Source organism: Pelagibacterium montanilacus (assembly GCF_003992665.1).
GTDB lineage: Bacteria > Pseudomonadota > Alphaproteobacteria > Rhizobiales > Devosiaceae > Pelagibacterium > Pelagibacterium montanilacus.
Map to the genome: position 1 here is coordinate 66,859 of NZ_RZMX01000001.1, position 20,206 is coordinate 87,064.

General features: G+C 63.7%; 21 protein-coding genes, 1 other RNA gene and 1 riboswitch. Of the genes, 1 reads left to right on the forward strand and 21 read right to left on the reverse strand.

The genetic code is table 11. The features are described 5' to 3' along the window. Window positions 1-16 precede the first annotated feature (16 nt). The 13 genes from EO136_RS00320 to ruvC form a co-directional block, all read right to left on the reverse strand. Window positions 17-883 carry a class I SAM-dependent methyltransferase gene (locus tag EO136_RS00320; RefSeq protein WP_127142458.1) on the reverse strand — a complete coding sequence of 289 codons (867 nt, stop codon included), beginning with the start codon at window positions 881-883 and terminating at the stop codon, window positions 17-19. A 132-nt stretch (window positions 884-1,015) separates the two neighbouring features. Beyond that, window positions 1,016-2,956 carry an ATP-dependent zinc metalloprotease FtsH gene (gene ftsH / locus EO136_RS00325; protein WP_127142460.1) on the reverse strand — a complete coding sequence of 647 codons (1,941 nt, stop codon included), beginning with the start codon at window positions 2,954-2,956 and terminating at the stop codon, window positions 1,016-1,018. A gap of 148 nt (window positions 2,957-3,104) precedes the next feature. Beyond that, entirely contained in the window at window positions 3,105-4,367 is a 1,263-nt protein-coding gene (tilS, locus tag EO136_RS00330; RefSeq protein ID WP_164730365.1) for a tRNA lysidine(34) synthetase TilS, read from the reverse strand. Beyond that, on the reverse strand, window positions 4,361-5,314 hold the full coding sequence (gene ybgF / locus EO136_RS00335) for a tol-pal system protein YbgF (protein ID WP_164730366.1): 954 nt from the start codon (window positions 5,312-5,314) through the stop codon (window positions 4,361-4,363). The genes tilS and ybgF overlap by 7 nt, the downstream gene beginning before the upstream one ends. A 147-nt stretch (window positions 5,315-5,461) precedes the next feature. Next, window positions 5,462-5,944 (reverse strand): peptidoglycan-associated lipoprotein Pal, encoded by a 483-nt coding sequence (gene pal, locus EO136_RS00340; protein WP_246018220.1) that lies wholly within the window; start codon window positions 5,942-5,944, stop codon window positions 5,462-5,464. Between the two features lie 294 nt (window positions 5,945-6,238). Continuing rightward, on the reverse strand, window positions 6,239-7,555 hold the full coding sequence (tolB, locus tag EO136_RS00345; protein ID WP_127142468.1) for a Tol-Pal system beta propeller repeat protein TolB: 1,317 nt from the start codon (window positions 7,553-7,555) through the stop codon (window positions 6,239-6,241). Window positions 7,556-7,725: 170 nt separating this feature from the next. After that, window positions 7,726-8,847: a hypothetical protein gene (locus tag EO136_RS18480; RefSeq protein ID WP_164730367.1), complete on the reverse strand. Its 1,122-nt coding sequence runs from the start codon at window positions 8,845-8,847 to the stop codon at window positions 7,726-7,728. Window positions 8,848-8,851: 4 nt separating this feature from the next. Next, window positions 8,852-9,313: a biopolymer transporter ExbD gene (locus EO136_RS00355; protein ID WP_127142470.1), complete on the reverse strand. Its 462-nt coding sequence runs from the start codon at window positions 9,311-9,313 to the stop codon at window positions 8,852-8,854. Beyond that, window positions 9,313-10,017 (reverse strand): protein TolQ, encoded by a 705-nt coding sequence (tolQ, locus tag EO136_RS00360; protein ID WP_127142576.1) that lies wholly within the window; start codon window positions 10,015-10,017, stop codon window positions 9,313-9,315. Before tolQ ends, EO136_RS00355 begins: the two co-directional genes overlap by 1 nt. 174 nt (window positions 10,018-10,191) lie before the next feature. Further along, on the reverse strand, window positions 10,192-10,602 hold the full coding sequence (ybgC, locus tag EO136_RS00365) for a tol-pal system-associated acyl-CoA thioesterase (RefSeq protein ID WP_127142472.1): 411 nt from the start codon (window positions 10,600-10,602) through the stop codon (window positions 10,192-10,194). Continuing rightward, on the reverse strand, window positions 10,599-11,642 hold the full coding sequence (ruvB, locus tag EO136_RS00370; protein WP_127142474.1) for a Holliday junction branch migration DNA helicase RuvB: 1,044 nt from the start codon (window positions 11,640-11,642) through the stop codon (window positions 10,599-10,601). Before ruvB ends, ybgC begins: the two co-directional genes overlap by 4 nt. Before the next feature lie 46 nt (window positions 11,643-11,688). Further along, window positions 11,689-12,306, reverse strand: coding sequence for a Holliday junction branch migration protein RuvA (ruvA, locus tag EO136_RS00375; protein ID WP_127142476.1), 618 nt, complete (start codon window positions 12,304-12,306; stop codon window positions 11,689-11,691). Then, window positions 12,303-12,806: a crossover junction endodeoxyribonuclease RuvC gene (gene ruvC / locus EO136_RS00380; protein WP_127142478.1), complete on the reverse strand. Its 504-nt coding sequence runs from the start codon at window positions 12,804-12,806 to the stop codon at window positions 12,303-12,305. The genes ruvA and ruvC overlap by 4 nt, the downstream gene beginning before the upstream one ends. Window positions 12,807-13,012: 206 nt before the next feature. Between ruvC and EO136_RS00385 the strand changes: the two genes are divergently transcribed. Further along, window positions 13,013-13,798, forward strand: a complete 786-nt coding sequence (locus EO136_RS00385; protein ID WP_127142480.1) for a GGDEF domain-containing protein — start codon at window positions 13,013-13,015, stop codon at window positions 13,796-13,798. A 120-nt stretch (window positions 13,799-13,918) separates the two neighbouring features. Here EO136_RS00385 and EO136_RS00390 read toward each other — a convergent pair whose 3' ends face one another. The 8 genes from EO136_RS00390 to EO136_RS00425 all read right to left on the reverse strand — a co-directional run bounded on the left by EO136_RS00390 (window position 13,919) and on the right by EO136_RS00425 (window position 19,826). After that, window positions 13,919-14,665: a YebC/PmpR family DNA-binding transcriptional regulator gene (locus tag EO136_RS00390; RefSeq protein WP_127142482.1), complete on the reverse strand. Its 747-nt coding sequence runs from the start codon at window positions 14,663-14,665 to the stop codon at window positions 13,919-13,921. Between the two features lie 81 nt (window positions 14,666-14,746). Beyond that, the gene (locus EO136_RS00395) at window positions 14,747-15,562 is read right to left on the reverse strand and encodes a TIGR00282 family metallophosphoesterase (protein ID WP_127142484.1); all 816 of its coding nucleotides are present in this window, start codon (window positions 15,560-15,562) and stop codon (window positions 14,747-14,749) included. Next, window positions 15,559-16,146 carry a 5-formyltetrahydrofolate cyclo-ligase gene (locus EO136_RS00400; protein WP_164730368.1) on the reverse strand — a complete coding sequence of 196 codons (588 nt, stop codon included), beginning with the start codon at window positions 16,144-16,146 and terminating at the stop codon, window positions 15,559-15,561. Before EO136_RS00400 ends, EO136_RS00395 begins: the two co-directional genes overlap by 4 nt. A gap of 30 nt (window positions 16,147-16,176) precedes the next feature. Next, window positions 16,177-16,337: non-coding RNA, 6S RNA (gene ssrS, locus EO136_RS00405), on the reverse strand. Between the two features lie 71 nt (window positions 16,338-16,408). Then, window positions 16,409-17,158, reverse strand: a complete 750-nt coding sequence (locus EO136_RS00410; protein ID WP_164730369.1) for an ABC transporter ATP-binding protein — start codon at window positions 17,156-17,158, stop codon at window positions 16,409-16,411. Next, on the reverse strand, window positions 17,148-18,158 hold the full coding sequence (locus tag EO136_RS00415; RefSeq protein WP_206513236.1) for a FecCD family ABC transporter permease: 1,011 nt from the start codon (window positions 18,156-18,158) through the stop codon (window positions 17,148-17,150). Before EO136_RS00415 ends, EO136_RS00410 begins: the two co-directional genes overlap by 11 nt. 2 nt (window positions 18,159-18,160) lie before the next feature. Further along, window positions 18,161-19,099, reverse strand: coding sequence for an ABC transporter substrate-binding protein (locus EO136_RS00420; protein ID WP_206513237.1), 939 nt, complete (start codon window positions 19,097-19,099; stop codon window positions 18,161-18,163). After that, window positions 19,092-19,826 carry a (2Fe-2S) ferredoxin domain-containing protein gene (locus EO136_RS00425; protein ID WP_127142492.1) on the reverse strand — a complete coding sequence of 245 codons (735 nt, stop codon included), beginning with the start codon at window positions 19,824-19,826 and terminating at the stop codon, window positions 19,092-19,094. The genes EO136_RS00420 and EO136_RS00425 overlap by 8 nt, the downstream gene beginning before the upstream one ends. Window positions 19,827-19,931: 105 nt before the next feature. Beyond that, window positions 19,932-20,142, reverse strand: a riboswitch (cobalamin riboswitch). Between the last annotated feature and the right edge of the window lie 64 nt (window positions 20,143-20,206).

Below are 20,206 nucleotides of genomic sequence, written 5' to 3' on the forward strand. Positions count from 1 at the left end.
AACAGCGGCCGGACCCTTACCGGTCTTTGTGGCGTTTGAGGGACAGGAACCGGTAGGTATTGACCTTCTCGAAGGCTTCGGGCGAGCGATAGTCTGCCTTGAGGCGCGCCTTGATGTTTTCGCGCTCGGCGCGCGGAACGAACAGACCGTAAGCCCTCGCCATCAGCCAGTAGAGAACCGGCCGCCTGGACGAGAGCAACCCCCTGATCTGCTCGATCGCGGGGGAGGCGAACTCCCGGTAGAAGTTCTGATCGATGGCCATGGACTGCGCCGCCGCGGCGGTCACGTCATGGTCATCCAATATCCCGAAGCCGTGGGCGGCAATCTGTTCGAGAAACTCGGAAAACCGGTGCCCTCCACCGGGCTGGCGATCACCCTTGTACGCATCGGCCCGGAAGCAATCGGCGATCACCACGCGACCACCGGGTGCAAGCAGCGCCTCGAGCTTTTCAAGGCTTGCGTCGAGCTTCACATACTGGAAACTCTCGGAAAACAAACACACATCATAGGGGCCGCTGCCCGTGAAATCCTCAAAGCGCGTCTCGTACACCTGCCCGTTCGCCCCCAGTTTCTCGGCAGCGATCTCCGCCTGGAGCGGGCTGGGCGTGATCATGTCGACCCTATAGCCCTTGGAGACGAGCAGGCTGGCCATTTCGCCGGTGCCTCCTCCGATGTCGAGCACGCGCAACGGCGGGGGCGGGATCAGGGTCAGCAGCTGGTCCACATACCGTTCCTGCGCCATGCGCAAGCGCGGTACGGTCGGGCGTTCGCCCGGCTCCCACAGACCATAATGGAGCCAGGGACTGTCGGCGAAAGTCTTGGCCACATAGACGTAGACGTCCAGCCCCTCCGTCTTTGTATCGATCTTCTTGCCCAACGCCATTCGCTCCCATGGATCAACGTTCTGGGTAATCAAGCCCGGGTGCCATGGCAAGCCCGCCAGTCTCGAACCACAAAACAAGGCCACCCGCGAACGGGCGGCCTTGCTGGATGTTCTCAGGCACAAAAGAGACCATTAGGTGCCGGGCTGGGGCTCCATGCCGCCTGTGTCGCCGGCCCCGTCGTCCCGCTTTTTCTGGCTCTTGGGCTTGCCGGCCTTGGGCACGCCTGTGCCCTTGGGCGTGGAATCGTTGTCGATATCCCTGACCGGGGTCCGGCCTTCCATCAGGCCACGCAGTTCGTCGCCGGTCAGGGTTTCGTACTCGAGCAGCGCCTGGGCGATGGTTTCGAACTGGTCGAGATTGTCCCGGATCAGCCGGCGGGCCTCGGACTCACCGTCTTCGACAAGCTTGCGCACTTCCTCGTCGATCAGTTTGGCCGTCTCGTCGGACATATGCTGGGACTGGGTCACCGAATGGCCCAGGAACACCTCCTGGTCGTTGGACTTGTAGCGCACGCGGCCGAGCCTCTCGCTCATGCCCCATTCCATGACCATGGCACGGGCCAGATTGGTCGCCATCTGAATGTCGCCCGAAGCGCCGGACGTCACCTTTTCGGCTCCGAACTTGTAAATCTCGGCCTCTCGGCCCCCGAACGCCATGGCAAGCTGGGCCACGGCCTTCTCGCGACTGAACGAGTAGGTGTCCTTTTCCGGCAGCGACATCACCATGCCCAGCGCGCGCCCGCGCGGAATGATCGTCGCCTTGTGGATCGGATCGAGCACGTTGTTGAACTTCATGCTGATCAGGGCGTGACCGGCCTCATGGTAAGCCGTGAGCTTCTTTTCGTCGTCGGTCATCGCCATGGTGCGCCGCTCGGCGCCCATCATGATCTTGTCCTTGGCATCCTCGAACTCGGCATGAGTAACGAAGCGCTTGTTGCGCCGCGCCGCCATCAACGCCGCTTCGTTGACGAGATTCATCAAGTCCGCACCTGAGAACCCGGGGGTCCCGCGGGCAAGCACCTTGAGATCGACGTCGGGGGCCAGGGGCACCTTGCGGACATGGACCTTGAGAATGCGCTCGCGGCCCGCCACGTCCGGGTTGGGCACGACGACCTGACGGTCGAAACGGCCAGGACGCAGCAGCGCGGGGTCCAAAACGTCGGGACGGTTGGTCGCGGCGATCAGGATGATGCCCTCATTGGCCTCAAAGCCGTCCATCTCGACGAGCAACTGGTTGAGCGTCTGCTCGCGCTCGTCATTGCCGCCACCCAGGCCGGCGCCGCGCTGACGACCGACCGCATCGATTTCGTCGATGAAGATGATGCAGGGCGCGTTCTTCTTGGCCTGCTCGAACATGTCGCGCACGCGGCTGGCGCCGACACCCACGAACATTTCAACGAAGTCCGAACCCGAAATGGTAAAGAACGGCACATTGGCTTCGCCGGCCACGGAGCGGGCCAGCAGCGTCTTGCCGGTACCCGGGGGGCCGACAAGCAGCACGCCTCGCGGAATGCGACCGCCCAGACGCTGGAACTTGCCCGGGTCTCGCAAGAATTCGACGATTTCCTCGAGGTCCTGCTTGGCTTCCTCTACGCCCGCCACGTCTTCGAAGGTCACGCGACCGGAAGTCTCGGTGAGCATCTTGGCGCGGCTCTTGCCGAACCCCATCGCCCCGCCACGGCCACCGCCCTGCATCTGGCGAATGAAAAAGAACCAGATGGCGATGATGACGATAAAGGGCAGCCAGCTCGAGAGCAGGATCGACCAGAACGGGCTGCCTTCGGGAGCGCGCGCGGATATGGCGACGCCCTGCTCCTCTAGGCGCGGCACGATGTCCGCGCTCGGCGGCAGGGTCACCTCGAACCGCGAGCCGTCGTTGAGCCGACCGTCCACCGTATCGTTGATGATCGTAACTTCGGCCACCCGGCCGTTGTCGACGTCGTTCACAAACTGGCTGTAGGTCCGTTCGGCGACCGCCACCGTTCGCGTTGAGGTCTGGAAGACCTGGAACAACCCCATGAGCATGAAGAGGATGACCAGCCAGATCGCGAAGTTCCGAAAATTACCGTTCATAAATCCTGTCCCGGGAGGGCGCATGCGAGAACGCCCGCATGCTCACTGTTGGTCCCGAATGTAGGGCCGCCATTCGGGCGATACAAGGGCGGCGGCTGGGGCTATACGCCGCTCCGCCGGGATTTTCGGAGACCGGTTAACCGGTTGGTCACGCCCGCGGCGCCACCTGAGCCACATCCGGATCGCCCGGCGCCCCGATCGAAACGCACCTGCCGGCACAATCAAAGACAGCCGGCGCGGCGGCGATGGCCGCCATCGGCATGCTCTCCGCCAGCGGTCCGAGCAGGTCAGCGGCCTGCGGTCGGACGACATCGGTTGCGGGACCGATCGTATAGCCGGCCTGTCGTGCGCAGACGCGAAACCGGTTGTCCCAGACGATTGGCGCGCCCGGCACCAATGCGATGCGTTCGGACGCCATGCGGCCGGATTCGCGAAAGACCAGAAGCGTGGTGTTGCGCACCATGATGCAAGCCCCGGCAAGCGTCATGGCCGTGCCGGTCTGCCGGGCGACCAGCGCTTCGTGCAGATTTTCGAGAGCCGCGAGGGCGCGCACCGGCTTGCCCGTTGCCACTTCGATCGCCATTGACAGAACGCGGATGCCAATTTCTTCCGGCGCGTTGTTGAGGTCCGCAAAGGAGCCAGCCACCACGCCGAGCGGGTTCACCGCGCAATGGGTCAACCAGAACGCCTCCGCATCCTGCCGCGCAAGCGCATCGAGCCGCCCCGCACGGCGGGCGAACACGCCGATACGTGCGGCTGTCAGCCCGATCTCGTCGAAGGTTCCGCACAGCGCCCGCCAGCGAACGCGCTCGAATTCTGGATTTCCGTTGGACGGATCCAGAGCAGGCTCCAGCCCAGCCTCACCAACCACCGCCGCCAGATCGGCAGGGTCGATGTCCAGAAGCGGACGAAAGACGCGGACGCCTTCAACCTGGGAGAAGGGCCGCATGCCAGCCAGACCTGAGATTCCGCTGCCATGGGCGAGGCGCATGAGCACGGTTTCGGCCTGATCAGCGCTGTGATGGCCCGTAGCCAGAACGCCGACGCCATCGCGCGCCATAGCCTCTCCGATCGCGCGATATCGCGCCGCGCGCGCAGCGGCCTGAAGCCCCGCGCCAGTGTGCGGCGCCTCCCAGGCCAATCTGGTAACCTTTAGCCCCAAGCCATGGGCGGCCTGAGCCACCATCGCCGCTTCCTCGGCGGAACCTGAGCGCAGACGGTGATCGAAAACATAGACATTGAGCACCGGTGCGTCTGGAGAAAGGCTGCGCCACCGGCTTGCCAGCACCATCAGGGCCAGGGAATCGGGCCCACCAGAAACGGCGAGACCGAGCCGCGGTTCGAAGCGCACCGGCGCGAACAGGCCGATGGGATCGAGCTGATCTACGGTAGGCAGAGCGCCCGTCAGCACCCTGCCCTTGCCTGCTCGGCCGTCACCCGCTCCCGGAAGGCCTGCGTGGCGTCCGGATAGCGCCTCAGGACTTCGGCATAGGTCCGGCATGCTGTATCGAACTCCCCAGTCCCGTGAAGCGCGATCCCCAGCGTCAAAAGAATATCAGGCGCCCGCATGGAGGTCGGGTAGCGCTCGAAACCGGTCAACAGCAGATCGGCCGCCTCGTCATAGGCGCCGCGCTCGACCAGCGTGTGCCCCAGCCAATAGGTGGCATCGGGCGCCTGGCCGTGATCGGGATGGGCAGCGACGAACTGGCGGAACTGGTCCTCGGCAAAGGCCCACTCCCCGCGCACCACGGCATCGTAAGCCGCCTGGTACTGGGCCGCGGCATCGGCGTCGGGCGCTTCTGCGTCTACGGGGTCGAACGAGAGGTCCAGCGGATCGGAGGGCGCTGTTGTGCCCAACGGCCCTTCGGGTGCGCCCAGCACCACGCCATCCTCGCCAAAGACATCGCTGGCATAGAGCTCGTCCTCCGAGCCGATCTGGGCTTCCCCAATCAAATCCTCGTCACCCGACAGAACATTGGCGCCTTGGATCGAAGCATCCGATTCGGGCTGGGTTTCCGGCGGCAACACTTCGGTCGGCGTCACGCCGCCGGATTGGGTTGCCGCCTCAGTTTCCCCCAGGCCACCATCCTCCAGTTGCTGGAACCGGAACTCGTTGTCTTCCTGGATGCGCTCGAGCAGGGTCTGAAGCTGCGTCATCTGGAACTGGAGGCCCTCGAGCTGGCCGGAAAAGACCCGCACCTGCTCTTCGAGCCGATCGATCCTGACCTGCATGGCAGCCGGGTCATTGACCTGACTGAATGCCGGCGCCCCGCCCGAAAGGAACAGGGTGGCGGCGAATGTCGCGAGCAGTGCGGACTTGCGCAACACCCCCGGCTTTCCCTTTGAGATTGCTGGCACGCTTTGCCTCCTGATTTGGTATCCGCTGGCCGGTCCGGCGCACGGAATCGATACGTCGCATACCGGCAGATATTGGCAAAAAAGAAGCGCCGGAACCATATACGCGGTCCCGGCGCCTTGCCTCCAGATATCAGATGCTTTCGCGCCTCAGTTTGTCAGTACTGTGACCGCGCGACGGTTCTGGGACCAGCATGAGATATCATTGCATACGGCCACCGGCCGTTCCTTGCCATAAGACACCGTGGAAATGCGATCCGAGGGAATGCCGCGGCTGGCGAGGTAGTTGACGACCGCGCTGGCGCGACGGGCGCCAAGGGCGATGTTGTATTCGCGCGTCCCGCGCTCGTCGGCGTGGCCTTCGATCACGATACGGTACTGGGCATAGCGCTGCAGCCACTGGGACTGGGCATCGAGCGTAGCCTGCGCATCGGAGGTGAGAACCGAGGAGTCGGTCTCAAAGAACACACGGTCACCAACCGAGACGAGAAACTCCTGCTGGCTACCCGGAGAGCCACCGCCCTCACCCGGCCCGAGATTGCCGACACCGGTGGTCGGGGTGCGCGCGCACGCAGCCACGGCAACCAGCAAAAACACCATAAGGAAGCCTTTGCCAAGGCGAAGAAGAGGCATGGTCGAACCCATAGCGATTCACAGCTCCAGAACGGAAAAAATGTAGTTACCCGATTTACACCGCGTTATCTTAATGCCCGGTACGGAAGCATGGTTAATTCGCTCTTAATCGGGCACAAATGCGGCATGGGGCCGGATTGAGCAGCGTCCCGTTCAGGGACACCGCCGAGTGTTGCAGCTATGCAATCGAGCCGCCTGGAGTTCCTGTTCTGATTGAATCGGAACAGGAACTCTAGTTTTTGATTTGTCGCGTTTGTGAACCGGAAGAGTGTTTCCATTTTTCCTGGAAACACTCTAGCTCAGCAAGGGTGACCATGCGGGGTCCGAGGCGAACCCTTCGGTGGGCACCTGGCTCTCGTTCCGGCCCCAGATATCCATAGCATAGAGCCTGGGCCCGTCATTGCCGCCCGGATCGCGGAAGAACATGAGCACCCGGCCATTCGGCGCCCAGGTCGGGCCTTCGGCGTGGTAGCTGGTCGCGAGAATGCGTTCCCCCGACCCGTCGGGCTGCATGGTGCCGATCGAGAACTGCCCGCCCGACATACGGGTGAACGCGATCAGGTCGCCCTTGGGTGACCAGACCGGCGTGGAATAGGACCCATCCCCGAAGGAAATCCGCTCTGCTCCGCCCCCATTGGCGGCCATCACGTAAATCTGCGGCCGCCCGCCGCGATCGGATTCGAAAACGATCCGGGACCCGTCCGGCGAATAGGAGGGCGAGGTATCGATTGCCGCTCCCGAGGTGAGTGCGAAAGGCTGAGAGGCACCTAGGTCGAGTGCGTAAAGATTGGTCGCCGCACCCTGGGTAACCGAGAACACCAGACGGCGCCCGTCAGGCGAAAACCGGGGCGCAAAGCTCATCTGGCCGAAACGGCCGAGCGCCTGACTCTGGCCAGAGCCCATGTTGAGCAGGTAGATGCCCGAGCTATTGGGCCCATCAAGGGTCATATAGGCGATAGTCTGTCCATCCGGCGACAGCCGTGGCGTGATCGCCGGCATCCGCCCGTCGGTGAGGTAACTGTTGTTGGCCCCGTCCTGATCCATGACCGCGACACGCTTGATCCGGTTGGCCTTGGGACCGCTTTCGGCGATATAGACCACGCGTGAATCAAAATAGCCGTCTTCACCGGTGAGCCCTGAATAGATTGCGTCCGATGCGATGTGGGCGATGCGGCGCCAGCTGTTGGCGTCGGTGCCATAGGATTTGCCGGTGACCTGTTCCCCGGCCGTCGTATCCCAGAGCCGCAGACTGGACTGGATCTGCCCGCCGGCCCGGTCGGCCTCACCCATCACGACCGCGTCGGCGCCCGTGCCGCGCCAGGACGCGAACTCCGGCGTGGCGTTGGGAGCACCCACTTGCTGAGGATAGCTAGAGGGCTCTACGAGACGGAACAGGCCCGACCGGGTCAGGTTGTTGCGCACGATCTGCGCGACTTCGGCGCCGAATGTGGGATCGCTCGAGGCGAAATCAGGAACGGCAATGGGCAATGGCGTGAAATTGCCCCCTGTCACAGTGATCTGGACAAGCGCCGAGGCCGGGCCGCCCGCGGCCAGCACGGCCGCGCCCGACAGCCCTAGCCGCAACGCAGTCCTGCGATTTATTACGCTCATCTTCTCAAATTCTCCTTGTCCTCGGACCCGTTTCAGGCGCCCACTTTCCGCCAAGTAATTCGGCGGCGGATGAGTTGCACCCCATAGTTGCCAATCGTGACCGAATATCGTTCGCCATCGGCTTTATCTCGATCTATTGCAGACAAGACACAGAACGATGGCCGCATCGACTAGAGATCGCGTGGATCGAAAGTCACGTCGACCTGTTGCCAGCTCTCGAACTTGTCGGCAGGAAGTATGGTGTAGGGTGCGCATTGCTGCACCGCCCGCTGGGCGGCCAGCGCCGTGGTGCGCACCAGATCGTCGGTCATCGCAGAGCGGATTTCGGGCGCGCCCGCGAGCGAACCGTCCCTGTTGAACGTCACCAGCAAACGAACCGTCAGCCCCGGCGTCGTCATGGCCGCGATCGGGGGGCTCCAGCAGCGTCGCATTGCCGCGGCCAGAGCCGCCTGCTCAGACTGGCTCAGCGAAGCGGACTGGCCGGTCGGGCGGCCGAGTGCCTCTTCCCCGCCCTGCCCGGTGGTCGCACCGCGCGACGTTTCCTGGTTGATGATGTCCTCTATCCGATCAGCGCGTTCCTGAGACTCCGCCGTCTGCGTCTCCCGCTGGCGTTGTGCTTCGGCCTGCCGTTCCTCTTCGCGCCGACGCTCTTCGGCTTCGCGCTCCTGCTGCTCGCGCTGCTGGGCTTCGGCCACGCGCTGCTGCTCCTGGCGGCGCGCGAATTCCTCACGCAACCGCTCCACATCGGCCGTCACCGGCGGGGGTGGCACGAAGGTTTCCTGGGGCACTTCGGGCTCGGGTTCGACAGCCAGTTCCGGCTCGAGCTCGGGCTGCACTTCTGGCTCGGGAGCAGGCTCTGGCTCCGGGGCAGGCTCTGGCTCGGGCGCAGGTGCGGGTTCGGGCTGTGGCGGCGACGGGGTGGGCTCCGGCTCGGTTTCGGGCTCTGGCTCTGGCTCTGGCTCGGCTTCGGGCGCAGGTGCGGTCTCGATGCTGGGGGCAGGGGAAGGGGTGTCGGTGACTTCCGGGGTTGACTGATCTTCCTCGGTCGTTCCGGTCCGCTGGGCGGGCTGGACCTCCTGCTCGCTCTCGGCCACGGCCGGCGCGGGGGTGTCGACCACCGTGCTCTCCTCGGTCCCCATCCTGATCTGGGAGATCTCGCTGATGGGCACCAGGTCCACGGCAATCGCATCCGGCATCACGGTCTCGAGATCGCGCGAGCCGGTGAGGTTCACCAGCCCCAAGGCGATAAGGGTCACATGACCGAACACCGATATGCTGGCGCCCAGACGCATGGCGTCATTCTCCGGCCGGCGACGCGCCAGCCTGCTCTGTGATCAGCCCGATCCGGCCGTACCCTGCACCCGAGAGTTCGCCCATGACCTGCATAACCAAGCCGTAATTGGCGGTGGCATCGCCCCGCACATATATGCGCGTTTCAGTGCTCTCGGCTTCCTCGGCGACGCGGGCAACGAGTGCCTCGACACCCACCGCATCCTCGCCGACAAAGATTGCCCCGTCAGGGGTGACCGACACGGTTATCGGCGTGCGCTGCATTTCCATTTCCTGGGCGCGGGTCTGGGGCAGATCGATCGCGACCCCCACCGTCATCATGGGCGCTGCGACCATGAACACAATGAGCAGCACCAGCACCACGTCCACGAAGGGCGTGACGTTGATTTCGCTCATCATGGCGTTCCGGGCGCCGCGGCGCCGGCGCCCGCCGCCTCGCCCGCCCTTGCCTGCCACCGACATGCCCATTACTTGCTCCCCCGCGCTTCGAGCTGCCGGCCGAGAATTGCGGCGAACTCGTCGGCAAAGCCCTCGAGGCGGCCGATGAGCTTGTTGGCATCACCCGAAAGCTTGTTGTAGGCGATGACCGCCGGAATGGCGGCCACAAGGCCGATCGCGGTGGCGAACAGGGCCTCGGCGATCGGACCGGCAACCACGCCAAGGCTCGCGCTCTGGGACGCGGCGATCGAGGAAAAGGCGTTCATGATGCCCCAGACTGTGCCGAACAGGCCGATGAAAGGCGCGGCACTGCCCACTGTGGCAAGGAACGACAGCCGGCGCTCGAGTTCCTCGCTCTCACGGGCGATGGCCACGTCGAGAACCTTGTCCAGCCGCGCCTGCACGCCGATATAGGAGGCGGCGTTCTGCTCATGGCTGCGCTTCCATTCCTTCATCGCCGCGACGAACACCGATGAGAGGCCGGTCGTGGGACGTTGGGAGAGCGTCTGGTAGAGCTCTTCGAGCGACTGGCCCGACCAGAAGGTGCGCTCGAAGGCGTTCATGTCGCGACGGGTCCGCGTGAACATCAGCGATTTGTCGATGATAATCGCCCAGCACCAGATCGACGCCGCGAGCAGGCCGAGCATGACGGCCTTGACCACGATGTCGGCCATCAGGAACAGCCCGAGCGGCGAAAAGTCTGTATGAGCCGCTGCGGTGCCCACTGCGTCCATTGCTTCCATTTTTCCTAGTCCCCGAACTTGCGGAAGGCGTCCGCCCTCGACGCTGCCCGATCCGATGAGAGTCAAATTTGTCAAAAGTAGGAGACGCTCGGTTCACCTTCGCGTTGGCGCACGCGCGCTCCCTCTTGGCCACCCTTTATGGTCAATCAATGGTTAAAAAAGCGCTCAGAGCGCGGAAAAACGCGCGCGAAGGTCTGCAGGCAGGCGCGCAGGACGTCCCAGAAGCGTCAGGATAACCACGGTGACCCTTGCCCGGCAGATCGTGTCCCCGTCCCGGCTGATGGTCTGGGCCAGAACGAGCCTGGCGCCCGAGAGGCGCTCTACCCTGGTTTCGACGTCCAGCTTATCGTCGATCCGGGCTGCTCTGTCATAAGCTATGGTGAGCTCGCGCACCGCAAAGACCAGCCCCTGGCGCGCGAGGGCAGCGTGGTGGATGCCCTGGCTCCGCAACAGTTCAGTGCGCGCTCTCTCGAAGAACTTCAGATAGGCGGCATGATAAACATTGCCCGAAAAGTCCGTGTCTTCGAAATAGACACGCACCATAAAACGCGAGCCGTCGTCCAAAACGGGAATCATTCGGACTCCCCTTCGTCCTCGAAGAGGCGGGCCTGCAATCCCGCAAAGCCCTGGGGAACGGCATACCCCATATGCTGGAAGGAATGGGCGGTCATCATCCTGCCGCGGGGCGTGCGCTGGATGAACCCCTGCTGGATCAGATAGGGCTCGACGATTTCCTCGATTGCATCGCGGGGTTCCGACAGCGCCGCCGCGATGGTCTCGATCCCGACCGGTCCACCGCCGTAAAATTCTGCGATCGTCTTGAGATAGCGGCGATCGAGCTGATCGAGGCCACGTGCGTCCACGTCGAGCCGCAGGAGCGCACGATCGGCCACCAGTTTGTCGATCCGTGCCGCCCCTTCCACGAGCGCGAAATCGGTGACCCGGCGCAACAGGCGCCCCGCGATCCGCGGCGTGCCGCGCGAGCGGCGGGCCACTTCCATGGCCCCGTCCGGGGTCATCTCAGCGCCCATGAGCCGCGCCCCGCGCTCAACGATCTGCACCAATTCATCTGGCGTATAGAAATTGAGACGCACCGGAATGCCGAACCGGTCCCGAAGGGGGGTGGTCAGAAGCCCGGCGCGGGTGGTTGCGCCCACGAGCGTGAACTTGGCCAGATCGATCCGCACAGAGCGGGCGGCTGGGCCCTCCCCGATGATGAGATCAAGCTGGAAATCCTCCATGGCCGGGTAGAGAATTTCCTCGACAGCGGGATTGAGCCTGTGGATCTCGTCGATGAACAGGACGTCGCGATCTTCGAGATTGGTCAGCAGCGCGGCCAGATCTCCCGCCTTGGCGATAACCGGCCCGGATGTGGCGCGAAAGCCGACACCCAGTTCGCGCGCCAGGATTTGGGCCAACGTGGTCTTGCCCAACCCCGGTGGGCCGACGAACAGGACATGATCGAGCGCCGCGTGACGCTGTTTTGCCGCCTGAATGAAAACCTGAAGATTGGCGCGTGCCGCCTCCTGGCCGATGAATTCGTCAAATCCCAGAGGGCGAAGGGAAACATCGACGCCTTCATCGCGGCCGGTTGTGGCATCGGTCAAGTCGCTCATGATGCCTTCGCTAAGCCCCAGGCGCTGCATTTGCAAGCGCGCACCGTCAACTGCTCAACTCCTTGAGCCCAAGGCGGATGAGCTTTTCGGTCGACGTCTCCTGCCCCTCGCGCGCCACCACGCGGGCGACTGCAGAGGACGACTGGGACTGGCCGTATCCGAGATTGACCAGGGCCGAAACCGCATCAGCGAGATTGCTCGCTGCAATACCCTCGCCGAGCGCGTTCTGAAGACCGGCGACACCGGAGTCGATTGCGCCGTGCGCGGGCATCTTTCCCTTGAGTTCGGAGACGATCCGCTGGGCGAGCTTGGGACCGACTCCGGGCGCGCGACCCACCATAGCCTTGTCCTGAAGCGAGATCGCCGAGGAGAGATCGGACGGGGACAGCGTGGATAAAATGCCGAGCGCCACCCTTGCGCCCACGCCCTGCACGCTCAGGAGCAGCCTGAACCAGCCCTTTTCCGAGGCGCCTGAAAATCCATAGAGCCGGATCATGTCCTCGCGCACGATCATTTCGACAAAAACAGAGGCCGGTTCGCCGGTCGCGGGCAGTACCTCAAGCGTACGCGTGGAACAAAACACTTCGTAACAGACCCCGCCCACATCGATGAGCGCGTGATCCTCTCCCACCGTCTCCAGCAGGCCCTTGAGTTTGCCGATCATGCCGAGACAGCCAGTTTGCGATGCTGACGGTGATGGGCGTGGCAGATGGCGATCGCCAGCGCATCGGCGGCATCGCTCGACGTGAACCGCGCCGAGGGCAGCAGCGTGCGCACCATCAACTCGATCTGCTTTTTGTCCGCGTGGCCTGTCCCGACCACAGATTTCTTGACCAGATTGGCCGAGTACTCGCCAACATCGAGCCCCATGGCCGCAGGCGTCATCACGGCGATGCCCCTTGCCTGCCCGAGCAAAAGCGCCGAGCGCGGCCCGGCATTGACGAAGGTTTCTTCCACTGCGGCTTCCTCGGGCCGATACTCGCTCACCAGCGCTTCGAGCCCCTCGTGCAGATGGACCAGCCGGATGGCAAGGGCATCTTCGACCGGCGGGGTCAGAACCCCGCACGCAACGAAGGTGAGCCTGTTGCCCCGACTTTCGATGACTCCCCAGCCGGTCCTCCGGAGCCCGGGATCGATCCCCATGATTCGCACACTATCCACCATGATCCCAACTGTAATGCAGTGATGGGAACCTACCAACAGCAAAGTGAACAAACAGGAAACACAGCGTTGGACGAACCGGCAGGGCAAACCCCTGGGGAAAACTCTCCGGAAAATCTCCGGTTGTCCGGCATTTCCACCCGAGGAGAAACGTGTCGTTCAGGATTGGCCCGCTAAGATCCAGGTTCGCCCAGGCCTCAGGACACTATATGCTCGGCATCCCAGACCTTCCCGTCAAGATCTGGCGGAAGATCGCAGCACGGACCGCTTCGCTCACGATTGCGAGCGTATGCCTGTCGGTCGTCGGGAGCCACGCGATGCTGAACGGGCTGTCTGCCGGCCTGGGCAATGTCGGGCTTATCGCGTCCATCGCCATCCCCATAGGTCTCGCCAGCCCACTGATCTTGATGATGACGATCAAATACTTCGAACTGGAGATCGCCTACGAACGGCTTGCCGCCACCGCTCAGCTCGATTCACTGACCGGCAGCCTCAACCACGGCGCCTTTGCGGAACAGGTCGCCGGTCACCTCGAACAGGCCGGCGCGGAAGCCACAGGCGCCCTGCTCGTCGTGGATGCCGATCACTTCAAGTCGATCAACGACCAGTTCGGCCATGCCAGCGGAGACAAGGCCCTCACGCGGATCGCCGGAGTGATCGCCGGCGCCGTGCGGCCGGGAACCGACCTTGTGGGCCGGCTCGGCGGCGAAGAATTCGGTGTATTTCTGCCCCATACGAGCCCGCAGCAAGCAAGCGCGGTTGCCGAAGCAATCAGACTTTCGGTCGAACAGGTGGCGTTCGAGGTTGACGGGCGCAAATGCCCTCTCTCGATCAGCATCGGCGGCACGACCTATTGGGGTCCGGCCCGGTTCGAGGAGTTGTTCCGGCGCGCCGATGCCAAGCTCTACGAGGCCAAGCATGCGGGCCGCAACTTGGTCGCCATGGAAACCCCGCAGAGAACGGTCCAGCCGCTTCGTCTCATCCGGACGGTGTAAGAAGACGCCAGCCTGCGAGAGCGCGTCCCAGCAAAAAGTGGAAACATCCTTCCGGTTAGCAAATATGGGAAACCAAAGGCACAGAGTTCCCGTTCTCAGCCAGTCAGAACAGGAACTGCTTTAAGCTGAGAGCTTGGCCATGTCCTCGTCGCTCATCTCAAAATTGGCGTAGACGTTCTGGACGTCGTCGTCGTCTTCGAGATTGTCGATGAGCTTCATCAGGCTAGCGCCCTTGTCGGCATCGACGGCGGTTGAAGTCTGGGGCCGGAAGATCGGCTTGACGCTCTCGGCCTCGCCGAGCTTGGCTTCCAGGGCACTGGAGACGTCCCCGATAACCTCGAACGCGCAGTAGATCGTGTGCCCGTCCTCATTGGTCTGCACATCGTCGGCACCGGCCTCGATAGCCGCTTCCATGACGGTATCGGCGTCGCCGACCGAAGAGGGATAAACAATCTCGCCCACCCGGTCGAACATGAACGAGACCGAATTGGTCTCACCGAGCGAGCCGCCGGCCTTGGAAAAGGTCGAGCGCACGCTTGATGCGGTGCGGTTGCGGTTGTCGGTCAGCGCTTCAACGATGACCGCGACCCCGCCGGGGCCGTATCCTTCGTATCGAACTTCTTCGTAATTTTCCGCATCGCCCCCGGCTGCCTTCTTGATGGCCCTTTCGATGTTGTCCTTGGGCATCGACTGGGCCTTGGCGTTGTTGATCGCCAGGCGCAGCCGGGGGTTCATCGCGGGATCGGGCAGTCCGGACTTGGCTGCAACGGTGATCTCGCGCGCCAGCTTGGAAAAGATCTTGGAGCGGACGGCATCCTGCCGTCCCTTGCGATGCATGATGTTCTTGAACTGTGAATGGCCGGCCATGTGTGGACTGGTCCCTGTCAGTCTGGAGGTTTCAAAATTTGACCGGTTTATAGTCAGCGCGGGGATGAAAATAAAGCCGTGTCAGAACGAGGGCAGCGCAGGGGCGAGCATTCCGCCCACCCTAAAGGCCGAAATCCGGGCCGCCAGACCGGTCGCGGGGTCGGTCTCCACCGCAATGCCCGAGAGGGTGCCTTCTCCCTCTGCGGGCGTGAATCGTGCCGAGGGCAGGCCGGTCAGGAAGCGGTTGAGCGGCTCTTCGGGTTCCATGCCGATGACGCTGTTGTAGTCCCCGCACATGCCGGCGTCGCTCATGAGCGCGGTGCCGCCGGACAGGATGCGTTCGTCTGCGGTGGGGATATGGGTGTGGGTGCCCACCACCAGCGTCACCCGGCCGTCGAGAAAATGGCCCATGGCCTGCATCTCGGACGTGGCCTCGGCGTGGAAATCCACAATGATCGCATCGGCTTGCTCGCCCAGCGGGCAGGCCGCGACTGCGGCCTCGACCGCGCGGAAAGGGTCATCCATGGGCGGCATGAAGACCCGGCCGAGCAGATTGATCACCAGAACCTGATGGCCGTTCCGGCCCACAACGAACGCCGAGCCCCGTCCCGGGGCGCCAGGAGCGAAGTTGATCGGCCTCAACAGCGTGTCATGACGCTCTATGGCGGTCATGATCTCGCGTTGATCGAAGGCATGATCGCCCAGCGTCACCACGTCGGCCCCCGCCGCGCGCAGGGCCTCATAATGGGTTTCGGTGATGCCCCGGCCATGGCTGGCATTCTCGCCGTTGATGACGACGAAATCGAATTTGTGCTGGTCGATGAGGCCGGGGAGCCTATCGGCGACGGCGCGACGGCCGGCGCGGCCGACCACATCGCCCAGAAACAGAAACTTCATGCCCCGAACCTGCGCAGGCCGGATTCGCACACAAGGATGTTGAGCGGCAGGTCGTGTTCCTCGCGCGGAATGAACTCGAGTTCCTGGGCAGCGTAGGCATAGCCCACCAGAAGCGGAGATTTCCTCATCGCGGCAAGCGTGCGGTCGTAATAACCCTTGCCATACCCCAATCGCGTGCCCAGCCGGTCAAATCCAAGAAGCGGGATGACGACGACGTCCGGTTCGACGAGGGGGGCGGTCTCTGCGGGTGCGAGCGTTCCAAAGCCCGAAGGATAGAGCGGCTGACCCGGCTCCCAGAGCCGCAATTCCAGCGGGTCGTCTTCCCCCACGACAACCGGAAGGCAGACCGGCTGGCCCGAATCCATCAACCGGGTCAGAAGCGGCTTGCAGTCGATCTCGTCGCGGATCGGCCAATAGGCGGCAACGATGTCATCGGGTTCGAGCGCGACCCCGTCGAAGAAGTGACGGGCCGACTGCTGAGCGGCATCCGCCCGCGCGGAGCGGGCCACCTTGTCCCGCTGGACAAGGGCTTCCTGGCGCAGAAGCGCCTTGCGCTCTGCAAAGTACGGATCGGTATCGATCAAGACTCCCCCGGCATCCTCATGCGCCGAAATTCAAGTGCCGCCCTGGCCGTGGGATGTGTCGATCCCGGGAAACCTACACAAGTAGGTGGGCGCCGTTATGTCCGAACCCACGGGCCCGGTCAGGGACAGCTCCCTTAAGGATCGATAAGGCCCCGGGGATGCAGTATCCTACACGCACCGGGCAGCACCGTTCATATAGGCGCAATGTCGGCCCGGGCAAAGGGGTCTCGACCCGGGCGCAGGGGTTTTTTCCGGGGCCGGCTCACAGCGCTCGCCGGATATCGACCACCCCGCCCCCGATCGATCCCGACACCCGATAGACCGAGGCCAGCCGCTCCGCGGTCAGCACCTCTGCGAGCGGGCCGGCGCCGACAACCCGGCCCTTGTCGAGCAGAATGGCGCTGTCGCAGAACCGGGTGGCCAATGTCAGGTCGTGGAACGAGGCAAGGACCGTCCGACCCCGCGCCCTCACCGCTTCGAGCAGGCGGTACTGATAGTGCAGATCGAGATGGTTGTGGGGTTCGTCCAGAAGATAGATCTCCGGATCGAGCGCGAAAAGCTGGGCGAAAAACAGCCGCTGTTGCTCGCCGCCCGACAAATGCCCGGCATCGTCCCGGGCACGGCCCGAAAGCCCCACGAGCTCGAGCGCCTCGTCGATGCGATTCCGCGCCTCCCGATGATCGAGCCCCAAGGGCAGCAGGCCCAGCCGCACCACTTCGATCAGCGAGAGTCCTGCGAGCATCACCGATTCCTGGACGAGGGCCCCGACGCGCGCCGCATAGGCGCGACGCGGCCAGTCCTCGAGCGTCCGGCCATCAAGCACGATCTTGCCCCGGTCGGCTTTCTCCGCACGGTAGAGAATGCGCATCAGGCTGGACTTGCCCGCTCCGTTTGGACCCAGAAGCGCATGAAAACGGCCACGCTCGAGCGTGAGGATGACGCTGTCGAGAAGCCGCGCCTCGCCTTTGGCCAGCGACACGTCATCCAATGACAGATGGATATCAGAGGCCACGGCGCACCCTCCTGAGGATGTAGATGAAGGGCGGGGCGGCAAACAGCGCCAGAAGTACGCTCAGCGGCACCTCTTCGGGGGCGAGCAACGTGCGGCACAAGAGATCCACGACCACGAGCACGATCATACCTAGAACCACGGCGAGCGGAATCAGCCGCCTGTGGGCCGCGCCCACCATCATCCGCGCCATGTGCGGAACGATCAGCCCCACGAACCCCACGATCCCAGCGCCGGCGACCGACAGACCCGTGAGGAGAGCGGCGAGAGTGAAAAGCCCCACCCGCATGGCCCCCAGCGGCACCCCGAGCGCCACGGCCCGCTCGTCCCCGAGCAGCACCGCATCGAGCCGTGACGAAAGTGCGTGAACACCGATGATGGCAAGGGGAAAGACCAGCGCGAGGGGCACGAGATCGGACCAGCGCGTGCCCGCCGCCGAGCCCATGAGGAACGAAAGCGCCTCGCGCGTGATGTGCGGATCGGCGATGTGAAGGAAAAACGCAGAGACCGAGCTGAAGAACAGCGAGACGGCAACGCCTGCGAGAATGACCACAAGCTTGTCCATGCCGCGTCCTGGCGAGAACGACAGCCCCAAAGTAATAAGAAAGGCCACCATGGCCCCGGCAAAGGCCAGAAGCGGCAGACCGAGGAAGGCCACGACGGTGGGGGGTAGCCAGACGATCGCCGCCGTCGCCCCTGCCGAAGCCCCCGAGGAAAGCCCCAAGAGATAAGGATCGGCCAGAGGATTGCGCAGCAGCGCCTGCATCACGACGCCGGAAAGCGCGAGCGCACCCCCGACCAGCGCCACGAGCAGCACCCGCGGCAGGCGCCACTCCCAGACGATCAGCACCAGATTGCGCTGGGCATCGGGTGCCCGCACGAGCGCCTTGAGACGCTCGCCCCAGGGCAGGTCCGCGGTGCCCCAGAAGGCGCCGGCCAGTACGGCCAGCGCCAAAGCAAGCACCGCGAGGACGAGGATGTGTCGAGAGCCCGGGCGCGTCATGGTCAGTCCGCGAGACCGAGGTCGGCCAGCCCCCGCGACAGGCGCTCCACGCCGTCGACGAAGCGCACGCCCAACACGGTTTCCGAGAACGGCACGACGACATAGCGCTGCTCGCGAACGGCAGTCATCTGGGAGAGCACCGGATCGTTTTCGAGGTAGGCGCGCTTTTCCGCTGCCGTGGACCAGACTGCGTCATTGAGCACGATCACGTCCGGATCGGCCACGACCACCGCCTCCCAGGCGAGATCGGCCCAGCGTCCCTCCACATGGCCGGCGATGTTTTCCACCCCGACACTGTCGAGCAACAGCCCCGGCGCACCGCAGCAGCCGGCTGTGTAGGGCGTGTCATCTCCGGAATCGAAAAGAAAGGCGCTCAGGCCCTCGCCCGGCATATCGGCGCGAGCTGCGTCCAACCGACCATCAAGGTCGGCGATCAGCTCTTCTGCCCGATCCTCGACGCCAAAGAGAGACCCGATGCGTTCGAGGTCCACAAAGATCGTGTCCAGCGGGATCGGCACATCGCCGGGATAGGTGTTCCGGCATTCGGAATCGACCAGATAGGTTCCGACCCCGATCTCGTGCCATTCGGCCTCCGCGCCGAGATTGGTGTCGCGATAGGCGGAATCGAACCCGGCGATCAGAAAATCGGCATTGCTGGCCAAGACAACTTCGCGCGCCGGTACCCGCTCGTAGTGGGTGCCCACCTCGTCATAGGCATCGCTCCATCTGGCCGGAATTTCGTCCTCGATATAGGCGGTGGCGATCAACCGATCCTCCAAGCCCAGGGACAGCATGATCTCGGTCGCCTGCTGGTAGATCGAAATCACCCGCTCGGGCGGGGCGTCATAGGAAAAACTGGTGTCGCAGCTTTCGATCGACACCTGGGCGAGGGCCGGGCCCGTGACGAGAACAAGGGCGGCGGCAAGGAGCGGTTTACGCACAAGCATGATCGGTATCGACCTCATGGATAACAAACTGGGTAAGCGGACGGCGCTCGACGAGCACGGTCTGAACGAAGATGGAGACATCGTCCGGCGTACCGAGGCGATACCATCGGCCTGCGGGATAATGCGCGATGACCGGCCCCTTGTTGCAGGGGAACAGGCACCCGGTCGTCGCGACCAGCGTGCGGCGCATCACGCCGTGGCGGGAGAGTTCGGCATTGAGCACGTCCCGCAGCAGTCCTGCTCTCCTGAAGGTGCAGCGCGGACCGGTGCAGACCAGGAGATGGTCGCAATGGGTGGGCACATCGTCCCAGCCCTTGCCGTCAACCGAGGCGCCTTGGACACCGATCGGCACAGCCTCGTCCGCGCCAGCTACAGCGGACTGGGCGATCGTCGCCAGAACCGATTGATCACCGCTCTGGTCCGTAGCAAGCGCGAGTGAGACGTCCGGCATACCGCACGTCTTGAGCCAGTGGGCTAGAGCGCCAGGCAGCCATGCCATCAGACTGTCCGAGAAGGGCAACCCGACCGGCTGTACGACAATCGTTCGGGCGCCGGCACCAACCAGCTCCGAGAGCGCGTCCATCGCACTCTGGCCGGCCCCCTCCATCTTGACGACGGCGCAAACCATCGGCGTGGCCCGGGTCAGGCCATCGGCAAGCCGGCAATACCGCCGCCGGCTCAGATAGGGCTGAGAAATGAGATATAAAATTGCATCAGGCAATCGCTTTCCCCCTTCGCATACGCGAAGGCGGAATGGATCGCAGGCGCTGACGCGACGCGAAATGGACCATCCGTACCCCCTGCCGGCACACCTCGTCCGGCTTCATGGTTATGTGCTGGTCCGGCAGGTCTCCTGGCTCGCGGCTCGAACACCGTCCTGTCCCCTTCCCGGCCGATGGTGACCAGTGGGTGTGTGACAGGGCGATTCGCCGCTTACAGTTGCGAGGGCAGCCTCGGTTTTGGCCCCTTTTGGGTAATCCGCACCGTGTTCCCTTTTCATCCGCGCTCGATTGGCGGAACCGTCAGCACCCAAAGACATACCCGAGAGCGAACCGCGAGACAACCGGTCAGTGCCCCTGTTTTGTAATGTTATTTAATAAC